General features: G+C 63.2%; 11 protein-coding genes. All 11 read left to right on the top strand.

The window, feature by feature from the left end; genetic code table 11:
• Positions 1-446 precede the first annotated feature (446 nt).
• A complete protein-coding gene (locus QD280_RS03895; protein ID WP_279838397.1) occupies positions 447-2,363 on the top strand; it encodes a 4Fe-4S dicluster domain-containing protein in 1,917 nt (638 codons plus the stop codon).
• 4 nt (positions 2,364-2,367) lie between these two features.
• Complete coding sequence (locus QD280_RS03890) at positions 2,368-3,144, top strand: molecular chaperone TorD family protein (protein WP_279838396.1); 777 nt, start codon at positions 2,368-2,370, stop codon at positions 3,142-3,144.
• A gap of 85 nt (positions 3,145-3,229) precedes the next feature.
• Entirely contained in the window at positions 3,230-3,457 is a 228-nt protein-coding gene (locus tag QD280_RS03885; RefSeq protein WP_279838395.1) for a twin-arginine translocation pathway signal, read from the top strand.
• A 214-nt stretch (positions 3,458-3,671) separates the two neighbouring features.
• Positions 3,672-6,518: a molybdopterin-dependent oxidoreductase gene (locus QD280_RS03880; protein WP_082388779.1), complete on the top strand. Its 2,847-nt coding sequence runs from the start codon at positions 3,672-3,674 to the stop codon at positions 6,516-6,518.
• A gap of 130 nt (positions 6,519-6,648) precedes the next feature.
• Positions 6,649-7,308, top strand: coding sequence for a formate dehydrogenase FDH3 subunit beta (gene fdh3B, locus QD280_RS03875; protein ID WP_043333544.1), 660 nt, complete (start codon positions 6,649-6,651; stop codon positions 7,306-7,308).
• Between the two features lie 51 nt (positions 7,309-7,359).
• Entirely contained in the window at positions 7,360-8,364 is a 1,005-nt protein-coding gene (locus QD280_RS03870) for a formate dehydrogenase subunit gamma (RefSeq protein WP_279838789.1), read from the top strand.
• A 297-nt stretch (positions 8,365-8,661) separates the two neighbouring features.
• The gene (locus QD280_RS03865) at positions 8,662-9,006 is read left to right on the top strand and encodes a DUF1244 domain-containing protein (RefSeq protein WP_054556717.1); all 345 of its coding nucleotides are present in this window, start codon (positions 8,662-8,664) and stop codon (positions 9,004-9,006) included.
• Between the two features lie 2 nt (positions 9,007-9,008).
• Positions 9,009-9,539, top strand: coding sequence for a molybdenum cofactor biosynthesis protein B (gene moaB / locus QD280_RS03860; RefSeq protein ID WP_192838747.1), 531 nt, complete (start codon positions 9,009-9,011; stop codon positions 9,537-9,539).
• Complete coding sequence (gene glp / locus QD280_RS03855; protein ID WP_192838746.1) at positions 9,529-10,848, top strand: gephyrin-like molybdotransferase Glp; 1,320 nt, start codon at positions 9,529-9,531, stop codon at positions 10,846-10,848. The genes moaB and glp overlap by 11 nt, the downstream gene beginning before the upstream one ends.
• 242 nt (positions 10,849-11,090) lie before the next feature.
• The gene (locus QD280_RS03850; RefSeq protein ID WP_279838394.1) at positions 11,091-11,897 is read left to right on the top strand and encodes a carbonic anhydrase family protein; all 807 of its coding nucleotides are present in this window, start codon (positions 11,091-11,093) and stop codon (positions 11,895-11,897) included.
• 492 nt (positions 11,898-12,389) lie between these two features.
• Positions 12,390-13,813 (top strand): Ig-like domain-containing protein (locus QD280_RS03845; RefSeq protein WP_279838393.1); only part of this gene is annotated, 1,424 nt, incomplete at its 3' end.

The raw sequence follows: 13,813 nt of genomic DNA, 5'->3' as shown, positions 1-13,813 counted from the left end.
TCAGGATACCAGGGCGTCAGGATGACGCGCCGCACAACCAGCATGCGTCATTATGACCCACGAGCAAGCCGGATACGTCTGACCGAGGTCATCCTGATGCCTCATGGGTCACCCTGACGCGCCTCATCAAGGCGCACTCACTGCAACGCACATGCAAGATTCAGCATGACATGCCAACCCTTGAAGATGATGACTGGCGTCAACCGCCTGCGGTGATGAGTGCCTGCGCGACCTGACCGCGCCCCTCTTCTCGCCGGGCGTGAAAACGGCAATGTCATCAACAGCATTCAAAGATGGTTGGCCTGTCATGAATCCCCACTGAACGACTGTCGATCGCCGACCCGGCCCTGACCGCGAGAATCAGCGACGACCGGGACCTGCATCATCCGCCTGCCACCTGACGGCAGCTTGCATGCAAGGTCCGCCACGACCGAATAAGGATGAGGATGCTCAGCTCAAGTCTCGAGAGCGCTCAACGCGCCCTCAATCAACAAGCACGCCAACGCGCCCTGTCATCCGCCATGGGTGGCTCGCCTGCCTCCAGTCTCCCGCTGTTGGCGACGGATGCCGGTAGCGCCCCCATCCGCTATCACAGTCAGGGACGCACCGTGATCATCGGCAGCGAGGCGCGAGTGCGGGCACTGGCGAGTCTGCTGGCCCGCCTGCCGGCCACCGCTCAGCTGCCGGTGGCACTCTTGATCAGTGAGCAGGACAACAGTGCGCTGGTGACGATGGATGAACAGCATCTCGCCGCCAGTGAGTCGCTGCCTGTGCACAGTGCCCCGCGTGACATGCTCGCGCTGAGCGGTCACCTCGGCGAGTTCAGCCTTGCCAGTGATGGCGTCAACCTGGCTGCCGCGCTGGTGCCGCAAGGTGCCGGCAGCGCGACCCATTTCGACCTGATCGCCGACCTGTCCAGCCAGCCGCTCAACCAGGCGGAACTGCCACCTCCCGGCTATCTGCAAGCCGGTGCGGACGTCATCGCCGAGCTGGATCAGCTGGTCGCCGATGCCGAAGCCTCCCAGCAATCGCTGTCACAGCTGACCGCTTGGGCGATGCAGTTCGCAGGCCTGATCGGCAATTTCGACAAACCGAATTACGTGACCGTCAATCTCGATACCTGCGCGCATTCCAGTGCCGGCAATATCGGCTGTACGCGTTGCCTGTCGTCGTGCAGCGCCGATGCCATCTTCTCGGTGGCCGGTCGTCGCAATGCGCATATCGAGATCGACCCTTACCTGTGCCACGGCGCGGCCAGCTGCGTCAGCGCCTGCCCGACCGGCGCGCTGAGCTTTACCCAGCCCCCGGCCGAACAGCGCATGGAGCAGATCCAGCGCCTGCTGGAGCGCTATCAGGATGGCGGTGGCCTCTACCCGCTGCTGCGCTATCGCCTGGAGCAATCCCCTGCCTCGCAGACTGCCCTGGCGGGTGTCGACCAGGAGCGCTGCCTCGATATCACCCTCGAGGAAATCTCCGCCACCGGCCATGACGAGTGGCTGGCCGCACTCGCACTTGGCGCGACGCAGGTCATCGTCGAACTGCCCCACGACCTGCCCGCAGGCCAGCACCAGCAGCTCGATAGCGAACGCCGCTTGGCGCTGACCCTGCTCGACAGCATGGGACTTGCCAATGCGGCCAGTGGCGAGCCGCGCATCCGCTTCGTCTCTTTGCCGTCCGCCCTGCCACAAATGGATAGCAACGAGGTTGCCCCCCTGCCTCTGATCACGCCGCTGTGTGTCGCTCTGGCACCGGGTGCGGACAGCGTAGAAGAGCAGCAGCCCAGTCAGCCGATCGCCCGTGACTGGCTGCTGGGACAGCCGCAGGCACGCCCCGGCAAGCGCGAACGCCTCAATCGGGTACTCGATCACCTGGCGACCCTGTCGGTCGCGGACCTGGCACAGGGCAGCGTCGCCGTGCCGACAGGCGCGCCCTTCGGCGTGGTGAACGTCGACAGCGACAACTGCACGCTGTGCCAAGGATGCGTCGCCGTCTGCCCGACCAGCGCCCTCTCGGCCAATCGCACGTCGCCTGCACTATCCTTCACTCAAGGTGACTGCGTGCAGTGCGGCCTGTGCGAGCATGCATGCCCGGAGCAGGTCATCACCCTGGCGCCTGGCTTTGCCCCGCAGCCCGACGAGCGCCGCGAACCACAGCTCATCAAGCAGGATGTGCCCTTCCCCTGCATCAGCTGTGGCACGCCGTTCGGCTCCACCGCCACCATCACGGCGATGCAGACCAAACTGGCCTCGCATGCCTACTTCCAGGGCGATGGCGCATTGCGCCTGAAGATGTGCAGCGACTGCCGCGTCAAGGACATCTGGCACGAAATGGCACGTAATCCCGATGCCCAACTCAAGGTTTGAGCCAATGACATCACCCACGTCGACTCCCGACGACTTTGCAGCAGGTGGGACTGACGATCGTGCACCTGACACCCCTGCGGCCGACTCTCTGATAAGCCATAGTGAAGAACAGCAGGCATTGCGCGCCGACCTCTACCGGCTGCTGGCGCGGCTGTTGCGCGCGGCACCGGATGCGGAACTGATCGACTTTCTGGCCGAACTCGACCATGACGCCATCAGCCTGCCCGGGGCCGCCGAGCAACAACTGCCGCGCGCGCTGGCATCGCTGTCATTGGCCGCCCGCGTCAGCGACTCGCGCCGGCTGGAAGACGACTTCTTCCAGAGCCTGGTAGGCGTGGTGCAGGGCGAGGTAGTGCCCTACGCCAGCTGGTACCTCACCGGCTCGCTGATGGAGATGCCGCTGGTCGCCCTGCGCCAGGACCTGAAACGCCTCGGCTTCGAACGCCAGAGCGATGTGCATGAGCCCGAGGATCATCTCGGCGCACTGTGCGAAGTGATGGCCATGCTGATCGATGAGGTGCCCGGCGAGCAGGTCAATTTCTTCCGCCGCCATGTGGCCAGCTGGGGCGAGCGCTGCTGCGCCGACCTCGCGGGACGCGAGAGCCCCTTCTATGCCGCCGTCGGCTACCTGGGGCAGGCCTTCCTGCGGGCAGAGCGCCTGAACCTCGGTGACTCGATCCCGCTGCATGCAGCGACCGAAAACAACTCTGGCAAGCAGGTGACGGCCGAGGCCGTCCAGCTCGTCACGCCAGCCAGTGTGGCGCCCGACGCAAGACAATGATGTCACGCATGACGTGAAGCAACATTCGAGACTGCAACGCTATCCAACTCGCATCACCCAGCAGCATTGCCGACAGGAGATCAGCATGAAGACTGATGACGCAAAAGACAGCCATAACCAGGCGCGCCAGGTGCGCCGCAAATTCCTGCGCGTATTGGGCGCCAGCACCGTAGGGGTTGCCGCAGCAGGGTCATTGGCCGGTGCCGTGATTCCGGACCAGGCCGCGCCAGAGGTCCCCGTCAAGGACAAGGGCACTGACAATTATCGCGAGAGTGATCACGTCAAGGCCTTCTACGCCACGCTGCGTGACTGAATGCAAGACAGACAGTGCCCTGAGCCTGCGCCATGTGCGCGGCCAGCGGCCTGAACAACGGGCAGCGCGGAGAGGTTTCCGCCCGCCATCGATAGTGACAAGTCGGCACGGATCAGGACTGCTCCTGATCTGAAAGACCGCCGCTCCCGACATTGCCCCCTGACCCGCTCACGCGGCCCGGGCAATGATTCGGGTGACGAGGAGAGATGATGTCATGCGACTGACCCCCACCCCCTCTGCCAAAGAGACCTCAGGGCTCGGTATCAACCGCCGCCAGTTCCTGAAACGCAGCGGTGTCGCCACCGGCGGCCTTGCTGCCGCGAGCTTCATGGCCGCCCCGATGATGAAACGCGCCGAAGCCAAGACCGAAGTGTCTGATGCGCCGGTCGAGACGAAGCGCACCATCTGCTCACACTGCTCCGTGGGCTGCGGCGTCTATGCCGAGGTCCAGGAAGGTGTCTGGACCAAGCAGGAACCCGCCTTCGATCACCCCTTCAACCGTGGTGCGCACTGCGCCAAGGGCGCATCGCTGCGTGAGCATGGTCACTCTGACCGTCGCCTCAAGTACCCGATGAAGCTCGAAGGCGGCAAGTGGAAGAAGCTCTCCTGGGAGCAGGCCATCGAGGAAGTCGGCGACAAGGTGCTCGAGCTCACCAAGGAGCACGGTCCCGATAGCATCTACTGGCTGGGTTCGGCCAAGTTCAGCAATGAACAGGCCTACCTGATGCGCAAGTTCGCGGCCCTGTTCGGCACCAACAACGTCGATCACCAGGCGCGTATCTGTCACTCCACCACGGTGGCCGGGGTCGCGAATACCTGGGGCTACGGGGCGATGACCAACTCCTTCAACGACATGCACAACTGTCGTTCGATCCTGTTCATCGGTTCCAATCCGTCCGAAGCGCACCCGGTGGCCATGCAGCACATCCTGCTGGCCAAGGAGCGCTCCAACGCCGAGATCATCGTTGTCGATCCGCGCTTCACGCGGACCGCCGCCAAGGCCAACAAGTACGTGCGCCTGCGCCCGGGCACCGATGTCGCCTATATCTGGGGCCTGCTGTGGCACATCTTCGAGAACGGCTGGGAAGATGAGGCGTACATCCAGCAGCGTGTCTACGGCATGGATGAAGTGCGTGCCGAAGTCGCCAAGTTCCCGCCGGCGGAAGTCGAGCGCATCACCGGCGTAGCCGAGGCCGACATGCTCGACGTCGCGCGCCGCCTGTCCCAGAACCGTCCGGGCAGCGTCGTGTGGTGCATGGGGGGTACCCAGCACACCACCGGCAACAACAACACCCGCGCCTACTGCATTCTGGAACTGGCACTGGGCAACATCGGCAAGTCCGGTGGCGGCGCCAACATCTTCCGTGGCCACGACAACGTCCAGGGCGCCACGGATCTGGGCCTTATGTCCCACTCCCTGCCGGGCTACTACGGCCTCTCCGAAGGCGCGTGGAAGCACTGGTCCAAGGTCTGGAACGTCGACTTCGAGTGGATCCAGAACCGCTACGACCAGACCGAATATCACGACGGCAAGCCGATGCACACCAACGGCATCACCGTCTCGCGCTGGGTCGATGGCGTGCTCGAGAACCCGGACCGCATCTCCCAGCGCACCGCGCTCAAGGCGATGTTCTACTGGGGCCATGCCGTCAACTCCCAGACCCGCGGGCCGGAGATGAAGAAGGCGATGGCCAAGCTGGACATGATGGTGGTGGTCGACCCCTACCCGACCATCGCCGCCGTCATGCACGACCGTACCGACGGCGTCTACCTGCTGCCGGCCGCGACCCAGTTCGAGACCACCGGCAGCGTGACCAACTCCAGCCGCTCCCTGCAGTGGCGCGATCAGGTCATCGAGCCGATGTTCGAGTCCAAGCCTGACCACGAGATCATGTACCTGCTGTCTCGCAAGCTGGGCTTCGCCGACGAGTTGTTCCGCAACATCAAGGTCGAGGGCAGCGTGCCCGTCGTCGAGGACATCACGCGCGAGTTCAATGCCGGCATGTGGACGGTGGGTTACACCGCCCAGAGCCCTGAGCGCCTGAAGGCACATCAGCAGAACTGGCACACCTTCGACTTCGAGACGCTCAAGGCCCGTGGCGGCCCGGCCAACGGCGACTTCTACGGCCTGCCGTGGCCGTGCTGGGGCACGCCGGAGATGGGTCACCCGGGCTCGCCCATCCTGTATGACACCTCCAAGACGGTGGCCGAGGGTGGCGGCAACTTCCGCGCGCGTTATGGCGTTGAGCACAACGGCACCAACATCCTCGCGGAAGGCTCCTGGTCCAAAGGCGCCGAGATCGAGGATGGCTATCCGGAGTTCACCGACAAGCTGCTCAAGCAGCTGGGCTGGTGGGATGACCTGACGGCCGAGGAAAAGCAGGCGGCGGAAGGCAAGAACTGGAAGACCGACCTCTCCGGCGGCATCCAGCGCGTGTGCATCAAGCATGGCTGCATGCCGTATGGCAACGCCAAGGCGCGCGCCCTAGTGTGGACCTTCCCGGACCCGATTCCCAAGCACCGCGAGCCGCTGTATACCGCGCGTCGCGACCTGGTGAAGGACTACCCGACCTGGCCGGATTCCGAGTCCATCTATCGCCTGCCGACGCTCTACGCCTCCATCCAGGAGAAGGACGTCAGCGCCAAGTACCCGATCACCCTGACCTCGGGCCGCCTGGTGGAATACGAAGGGGGTGGCGAAGAGACGCGCTCCATTCCGTGGCTGGCCGAGTTGCAGCAGGAGATGTTCGTCGAGATCAATCCGGCCCTGGCCAATGACCAGGGCATCAAGGACGGCGACATGGTGTGGGTCGAGGGCGCCGAGGGCGGCCGCGTCAAGGTGATGGCGATGGTCACCGAGCGTGTCGGTCCGGATGTCGTCTTCATGCCCTTCCACTTCGGTGGGCATTACGAGGGCGAATCCCTCGAGTCCCGCTATCCGGAAGGCACCGTGCCCTATGTGCTCGGTGAATCGGCCAATACCGCGACCACCTACGGCTACGACCCCGTGACCCTGATGCAGGAAACCAAGGTCACCTTGTGCCGCGTCAGCCTCGCCTGACTCGAGTGACGGCCGTGTCCCGATGACGCGGCCCGGACGCAGCGCAAGACACGATCGGACGTATCCGTTACCAGAATCATCCGGCCTGTTGACCGAGGAACCCGGCGACAGGCCGTGAAGGAGAAGCACCATGGCCCAGATGAAATTTTTGTGTGATGCAGAGCGCTGCATCGAGTGCAATGGCTGCGTGACAGCCTGCAAGAACGCCAACGAGACCGAATGGGGCGTTCAGCGTCGCCGCGTGGTGACCCTGGACGACGGCAAGCCGAGTGAAGTTTCCATCTCGGTGGCGTGCATGCATTGCGATGACGCGCCATGCATGGCGGTCTGCCCCACCGACTGCTTCTACAAAACCGATGACGGCATCGTCCTGCACGACAAGGACATCTGCATCGGTTGCGGCTACTGCCTGTACGCCTGCCCGTTCGGCGCCCCGCAGTTCCCGCAGCAAGGCGCCTTCGGCGAGCGCGGCAAGATGGACAAGTGCACCTTCTGCGCCGGCGGCCCGGCCGAGAGCCCGGAAGAAGAGTTCGAGAAGTACGGTGCCAACCGCATCAGCGAAGGCAAGCTGCCGCTGTGCGCCGAGATGTGCTCCACCAAGGCCCTGCTGGCCGGCGATGCCGAGACCGTCTCCGACATCTTCCGTCAGCGTGTGGTCTACCGTGGCCATGAAGACGGCGCCTGGTCGCCGGTCGACAAGGCCAGCCACCCGGAGACGTCTGCCAACCTGACCACCAGCAGCGTTCAGCAGGCGGACCACTTGGCCTACGACGCAGCCCGCAAGGGGTAAGGAGGCGACATGCGCGCGCACTTTACAGCTTCACGGTTGACCGTGGTCGCCATGTTCCTGTGCCTGATGCTGGCCAGTCTCTGGCTAGCTCCTCAGGCACTGGCCGCGAACCCTGACGGCGAGATCGGTCAGGCGGTCGGCACGGTGGACGCCGATACCTGGCGGCAGGTCAAGAATGGGGGCAACTCCATCGACAGCCGGCATGACTCCAACTACAGCCTGATCAACCAGAGCGGCGAGACCTGGCGTCAGATCCGCAATCGCTGGATCTCACCGGGCGGCCTGATCGCACTGGGTGGCATGCTGGCCGTGCTGGTGATCTTCTACCTGCTGGTGGGACGCAACAATCTGGACCACCCGCGCAGCGGCAAGCTGATGCTGCGCTGGACGGCGCTGGAGCGTGCCATGCACTGGACGCTGGCGACGCTGTTCCTGACGCTGGCCATCACCGGCATCAATCTGCTGTGGGGCAAGTTCGTGTTCCGCAATGTGTTCGGGGATGTGTTCTGGGCCAACATGATCATGGCGACCAAGGTGATCCACAACTATGTGGGGCCCCTGTTCTCGATCATGCTGATCCTGGTACTGGCCAAGTGGCTGAAGCTCAACCTTCCCAAAAAGCATGACCTTGACTGGTTCCGTCAGGGTGGCGGCATGATGAAGGGCAAGCATCCGGACGCCGGCTTCGCCAATGGCGGGGAAAAGGCCTGGTACTGGATTCTGGCGACGGTCGGTCTGGTGGTGATTGCCAGCGGGCTGGTGCTGGACTTCCCGATCTTCGGCCAGACGCGTGACAACATGCAGTGGGCCAATGTCTTCCACGGCATCGCCTCGCTGATGCTGATCGCGGTGTCCTTCGGCCACATCTATATCGGCACCGCCGGTACCGAGGGTGCCTTCGAGGGCATGAAGACCGGCTATGTCGATGAGACCTGGGCCAAGCAGCACCACAATCTGTGGTACGAAGAGGTCAAGCAGGCCGAAGCGGCAGACCCGGCAGCAGACCCCGCCACGGCACCTGACGATAGCCTGGCACGTCAGCAACGTCCGAATTAGCGCGGTCAGACATCCGCTGGATGAGTGAAGTACGCCCGGTCAGGTTCGCCTGCCGGGCGTTTTCGCTTGCCAGCGCCTGCTCTCTCGCTTGCCCCCGCACACTCTTTCGCGACTCTGCCACCCACTGGCACTCCACCTGCCGACCCGTCTGCCAAACCACAGACCAAACCACAGGCGTGCAGCGCTGGTTCACAGCTCTGCATTAGTTGCGTAAAGTTTCAGATATCCCGCCTGGCCCCCCAGGCACCCCGACAGCATGAAGGCAGGCGCTTAGCTGCGCCTTCTCAGGAGAATTCGATGAGCGACCCGACCCCTCAAGCCGTACAAGACCTGAGCCAACTGGACGAACAGACCCGCACCGAACTGGAAGCGGCCGCGTTCCGTCGTCTGCTCAAGCATCTGGATGACAACAAGGATGTCCAGAACATCGATCTGATGATCCTCGCCGACTTCTGCCGCAACTGCCTGTCCAAGTGGCTGATGGCCGCTGGCGAGGAGCGCGGCGTGAGCTTCGATTACGACGCGGCGCGCGAGCATGTCTACGGCATGCCCTATTCCGAGTGGAAGACCCATCACCAGGCCAAGGCGACCCCTGAGCAGCTGGCAGCGCTCGAGGCACGTCAACAAGGCAAGAAGGACTGATCATGAGCGGCAATGACGAACAGATCGGCCTCACCATCGCGGTATTGACCGTCTCGGATACACGCACCGCAGAGAATGACCGCTCCGGCGATGCCCTGGTCGACAACCTGACGGCGTCTGGCCACAGCCTGCATGAAAAGCGCATCGTGCCCGATGACGTCTATCAACTGCGCGCCGTGGTCAGCGAGTGGATCGCGGACCCGGCCGTGCAGGTCATCCTGACGACGGGCGGCACAGGCTTCACCGGGCGTGACTCCACGCCGGAAGCCATTCGCGTGCTGCTCGACAAGGAAATCCAGGGCTTCGGCGAACTCTTCCGTCAGCTTTCACACCAGGAAGTCGGCAGCTCGACGATCCAGAGCCGCTGTCTGGGCGGGCTGGCCAACCGTACCGTGGTGTTCTGTCTGCCCGGCTCCACCGGCGCCTGCAAGACGGCCTGGAACGGCATCCTCAAGGAGCAGCTCGACAGCCGTCACCGCCCCTGCAACTTCGCCAACCTGGTGATTCCGGAGCGCGGAACCCATGCCCACTGACGCCAGTAAAGACCCGCATTCCCAGCCGTCGCCTTCCGCGGCGGCAGAGTGTAGCTGCGACGCCGTGCCTGTCGGCGCCAAGGGGCTGGCGCCCTTGGCCAGTGCACTCGCAGCGCTCCGTGACAGCTGTCCGCTGATGCCGGCCGAGCGCGTGGCAGTCAGTGACGCCGCAGGACGTGTGCTCGCCGAGGACGTGCATGCCGAGCTTGACGTGCCGCCTGCCGACAACTCCCAGATGGATGGTTACTGCGCCCGGGTGGCGGACATCGGTGACGGTGCCTGGCTGCCGATCAGTCAGCGTATCGCGGCAGGTCAGCCTGCCACGCCGCTGGCCGTGGCGAGTTGCGCGCGCCTGTTCACCGGAGCGGAAATCCCCGACGGCGCCGACGTGGTGGCCATGCAGGAAGAGGTGACACTGCGTGAAGGCGAAGATGGCACCACCCTGGCCTGGCTGCCCGGGCCTCGCACCCGCGGCGACAACATTCGCGTTCAAGGCCGGGATGTCAGCAAGGGCAGTCGATTGCTCTCGGCGGGCACACGACTGGACGCTGCCGCGCTGGGCCTTCTGTGTGGCCAAGGGGCAAGTCACGTGATGGTGCGCCGCAAGGTACGAGTGGCCTTGTTCGCGACCGGTGATGAACTGATCGAGCCCGGCCAGCCGCTCAAGCCCGGCCAGATCTACAACTCCAACCGCGTGATGCTCAGCCAGATGCTCAGCGACTTCGGGGCTGACGTGGTGCTGGCGCCACTCAATGTGGCCGATACCTTCGAGGCCACCCGTGACGCTCTCGCTTCGGCGGCGCAACAGGCTGACCTGATCGTCACCTGTGGTGGGGTCAGCGTCGGCGAGGAAGACCACGTCCGCCCCGCCATCGAGGCGCTCGGCAGTCTGGATCTGTGGCGCCTGGCCATCAAACCGGGCAAACCGCTGGCGCTGGGGCGTATCAACAGCCCCCGAGGTGACGCGGTGCGTGTCGTGGGCCTGCCGGGCAATCCGGTCTCCAGTTGGGTCGGTGGCTGGTTGTTCCTTCGTCCGTTACTGGGCGAGATGACCGACTGCACTGCATTGCGCGAGCTGAAACGTCTCACGGTACGCGCGGCCTTCTCAGCCCGCACTGCCATCCGTCAGGACCATCTGCGCGTCACCTTGGCGCCCGGCAGTGATGGACAGCTTGAGGCACATGCCTTCCCGGACCAGAACTCGGCGGTACTCTCCTCCTGCGCCGGTGCTCAGGCACTGGCCGTGATTCCGCCCCACGCACAGCTCAACCACGGTGACAGTGTGGAATGCCTGTGGCTCGAGCGCTGACACCGCTCCTCTCCCTGTCTTAACACCTGTTTTTACAACTGTCTTTACCACTGTCGTGAGTACTACCGCGATAACAGCCGCGACAACTGACGCTGGAATGCGACACCCTAGTGACACTCCAGCGTCATCTTGACCTCGCCCCTGAGTCCGGCACACTGACTGCCTTCATTCATCTGAGTTCTGACTGCCTACGGCGGCTCAGGACACTGATCGGTTACGGACTCTTGAGCAAGGACAACTCAATGCCAGCCTCTTCCTCGTCGCCCCGCGCGCTGTTACGCCCACTTGCCATGGCTGTGCTGTTTGCCACCACGTCGTCATCCTTGCCGGCGCTCGCCGATGACATTGCCACGTCGCCTGCGCCGGGCACGTCGGTCACTGAATGGAGCTATGCGAGTGAATCCGCGGATGACACCAACGCCGGAGCCAATGGCCCCGAGCATTGGGGAGAGCTCACCCCGGGCTATGCCGAGTGCTCGGCCGGCAGCCAGCAGTCGCCGATCGATATCGACAGCCAGTCACGCACGCTGAATGAAGCGGGCCCGAAACTCGACTACCATTCGCCGCTGCTCGTCACGCGCGATACGGGCCACACCCTGCAGATCGAAGGGGCCAGCGGCAATACCATGACGCTGGATGGCATCCAGTACACCCTGTCGCAGGTGCACCTGCATGTGCCGTCAGAGCACGCCATCGACGGCAAGCGTGCCGCCATGGAAATCCATCTGGTGCACAGCACTCCGGAAGGCAAGCTGGCCGTGCTGGCCGTACTGGTCGAGGAAGGGCATGACAACCTGGCCCTCAGCCGCCTGTTGAGCCGCCTGCCCCAGCGCGGTCTCTCCGAGACCCTGACAAGCGGCCTGTCTGCCAACTTGCTGCTGCCGCGCGAGCATGCCGGCTGGCAGTACTCCGGCTCGCTTACCACCCCGCCATGCTCTGAGCCCGTCACCTGGTTTGTCATGCAGACGCCGATCGAAGCCTCCCAGGCACAGATCGACGCCTACCATGAATGGCAAGGCGGAGAGAATGCCCGCCCCCTTCAGCGCTGATTGAAACAAGGCGCGCCACGGACGACAAAGGCGCCACCCTCGCGGGTGGCGCCTTTTTCTATTCTCGAAACATATTTCATGCGTTTAAACAACGTATATTACCCCTCGATAGCCAACAGTTTATAAGCATACCTTAAATTAAAATCATTTTTTGCCGCTAAATTAACCAGTTAGCACTACCTGACCTTTAGCCTCATAGCCGATTAGAAAAATCATACTCAGCGCATGATCCGAATGCCTCTCCCAAGCGTTATTGAATTTGACACTCAACTCCCCGATATCCTTTAGAACAAAGGCTCAAGGAGGTGTCGACATAGTGAGCAGTGAAACCGAGGCGCCTAAGGAAAGCCCGAAACACAAATAAACTATGCTTTAACGGTGAGAATTGACGCCTGAGTACTAGAAAAATGATCCAGGTCATAATAACGTGTTAATTATTGATAATTAATAGAAAGTAGCGAATGCACAAGAAGTGCCATTGAGGATAACGATATGCCGGTAACTGCCAAGGTCGCTCCCCACGGTCAGCTCGCGGAACAGGAAACGGTCCTGCGTGAAGTCGACACCATTGCCCTCAATAGATCATCGGATGTCAGTCTGGACCTCCATCCTCGCGATATCGAGGTGATGACCCGCCAGGGAGACAACCTGCTTGTCACCCTCGAAAACGGGGAACTGATCACGGTCGAAAACTTCTACGCAGACCCCACCGAGCTCAGCCACCTGTATCTGCAAGGCGATGAGTTCGCCGGTGAGCTCTTTCAGGTGGGTCTGGGTGAAGCTGGCGCAGGGGGCGCTGTGCCCTTCACCAGTACCGCGACCTTGACGACGGCAGAGACGGCTCTCACTACCGCAGCAGCGGGTGCGGGCACTGCGGGTGCAGAAGCCGCAACGGGCGCAGGTGCGGGGGCTGGCATCAGCACCGCTGGCCTCGTGGCAGGCGGCGTGGCCGTGGCCGCCGGTGTCGGCGTAGCCGCTGCCACTGGCGATGACAGCTCCTCCTCAGATGAAGACACGACAGCGCCTGAGGCGCCTGTCCTCGACGAGACCAATGGCAACATTCTCACCGGCAGCAGTGAGCCCGGCGCCAATATCGAGGTCACCAATGCCGCCGGCGACAGCGTAGGAAGCGCCGTTGCCGATGCAGATGGCAACTTCTCGGTCGAGCTGTCTCCCGCGCAAGCAGCCGGCACCGGCCTGACTGCCACCGCCACCGATGCCGCCGGCAACGTTAGCGAAGCCTCCACCGCAGTTACCGTGCCGCAGGATGCTGACACCACGGCACCCAATACCCCGACCATCGCCGCCGCGACGGATGATGTGGAAGCCATCACTGGTGCGTTCGAGGATGGCGACAGCACCAATGACACCACGCCGACCCTGGGCGGTACTGCTCAAGTCGGCAGCACCATCACTATCACGCTCGATGGTGATGTGATCGGCACCGCCACCGCCGACAGCAACGGTGCCTGGAGCTTCACTCCAAACACAGAGCTTGGCGATGGCGAGCATGTCTTCAGCGTCACCGCAACCGATGCTGCTGGTAACGAAAGCGCTGCGTCTGCCGAGTTCACACTCACCGTCGACACTACCGCGCCGGATGCGCCGGTTCTGAGCGAGACCGATGGCACCACCGTCGCCGGGACCGGTGAAGCGGGCACCACGGTCGAGATCACCAATGCCAACGATGATGTGCTGGGAACAGCGGTCGTCGATGCAGAAGGCAGCTTCTCGGTTGAGCTCTCACCGGAGCAGGAAGCTGGCAGCACACTGACAGCCACTGCAACCGATGCGGCCGGCAATGAAAGCGCAGCGTCCGCGGCACTCGATGTGCCGGAGGACGCTGACGTTACCGCACCGAACACGCCGACCATCGCTTCCGCGACCGACGATGTGGAAGCCAATACCGGTGCCCT

Source organism: Cobetia sp. 1AS1 (assembly GCF_029846435.1).
Classification (GTDB): domain Bacteria; phylum Pseudomonadota; class Gammaproteobacteria; order Pseudomonadales; family Halomonadaceae; genus Cobetia; species Cobetia amphilecti.
Note: the sequence above shows the minus strand (reverse complement) of the source record. Positions and strands in the feature narration are given on the sequence as shown.

What these genes read in the sequence shown, in the direction of transcription:
- QD280_RS03895 (WP_279838397.1), top strand. Translation starts at nt 447, where the DNA reads ATGCTCAGCTCAAGTCTCGAGAGCGCTCAACGCGCCCTCAATCAACAA.
- moaB (WP_192838747.1), top strand. Translation starts at nt 9,009, where the DNA reads ATGAGCGGCAATGACGAACAGATCGGCCTCACCATCGCGGTATTGACC.
- QD280_RS03865 (WP_054556717.1), top strand. Translation starts at nt 8,662, where the DNA reads ATGAGCGACCCGACCCCTCAAGCCGTACAAGACCTGAGCCAACTGGAC.
- QD280_RS03880 (WP_082388779.1), top strand. Translation starts at nt 3,672, where the DNA reads ATGCGACTGACCCCCACCCCCTCTGCCAAAGAGACCTCAGGGCTCGGT.
- glp (WP_192838746.1), top strand. Translation starts at nt 9,529, where the DNA reads ATGCCCACTGACGCCAGTAAAGACCCGCATTCCCAGCCGTCGCCTTCC.
- QD280_RS03870 (WP_279838789.1), top strand. Translation starts at nt 7,360, where the DNA reads ATGTTCCTGTGCCTGATGCTGGCCAGTCTCTGGCTAGCTCCTCAGGCA.
- fdh3B (WP_043333544.1), top strand. Translation starts at nt 6,649, where the DNA reads ATGGCCCAGATGAAATTTTTGTGTGATGCAGAGCGCTGCATCGAGTGC.
- QD280_RS03890 (WP_279838396.1), top strand. Translation starts at nt 2,368, where the DNA reads ATGACATCACCCACGTCGACTCCCGACGACTTTGCAGCAGGTGGGACT.
- QD280_RS03850 (WP_279838394.1), top strand. Translation starts at nt 11,091, where the DNA reads ATGCCAGCCTCTTCCTCGTCGCCCCGCGCGCTGTTACGCCCACTTGCC.
- QD280_RS03885 (WP_279838395.1), top strand. Translation starts at nt 3,230, where the DNA reads ATGAAGACTGATGACGCAAAAGACAGCCATAACCAGGCGCGCCAGGTG.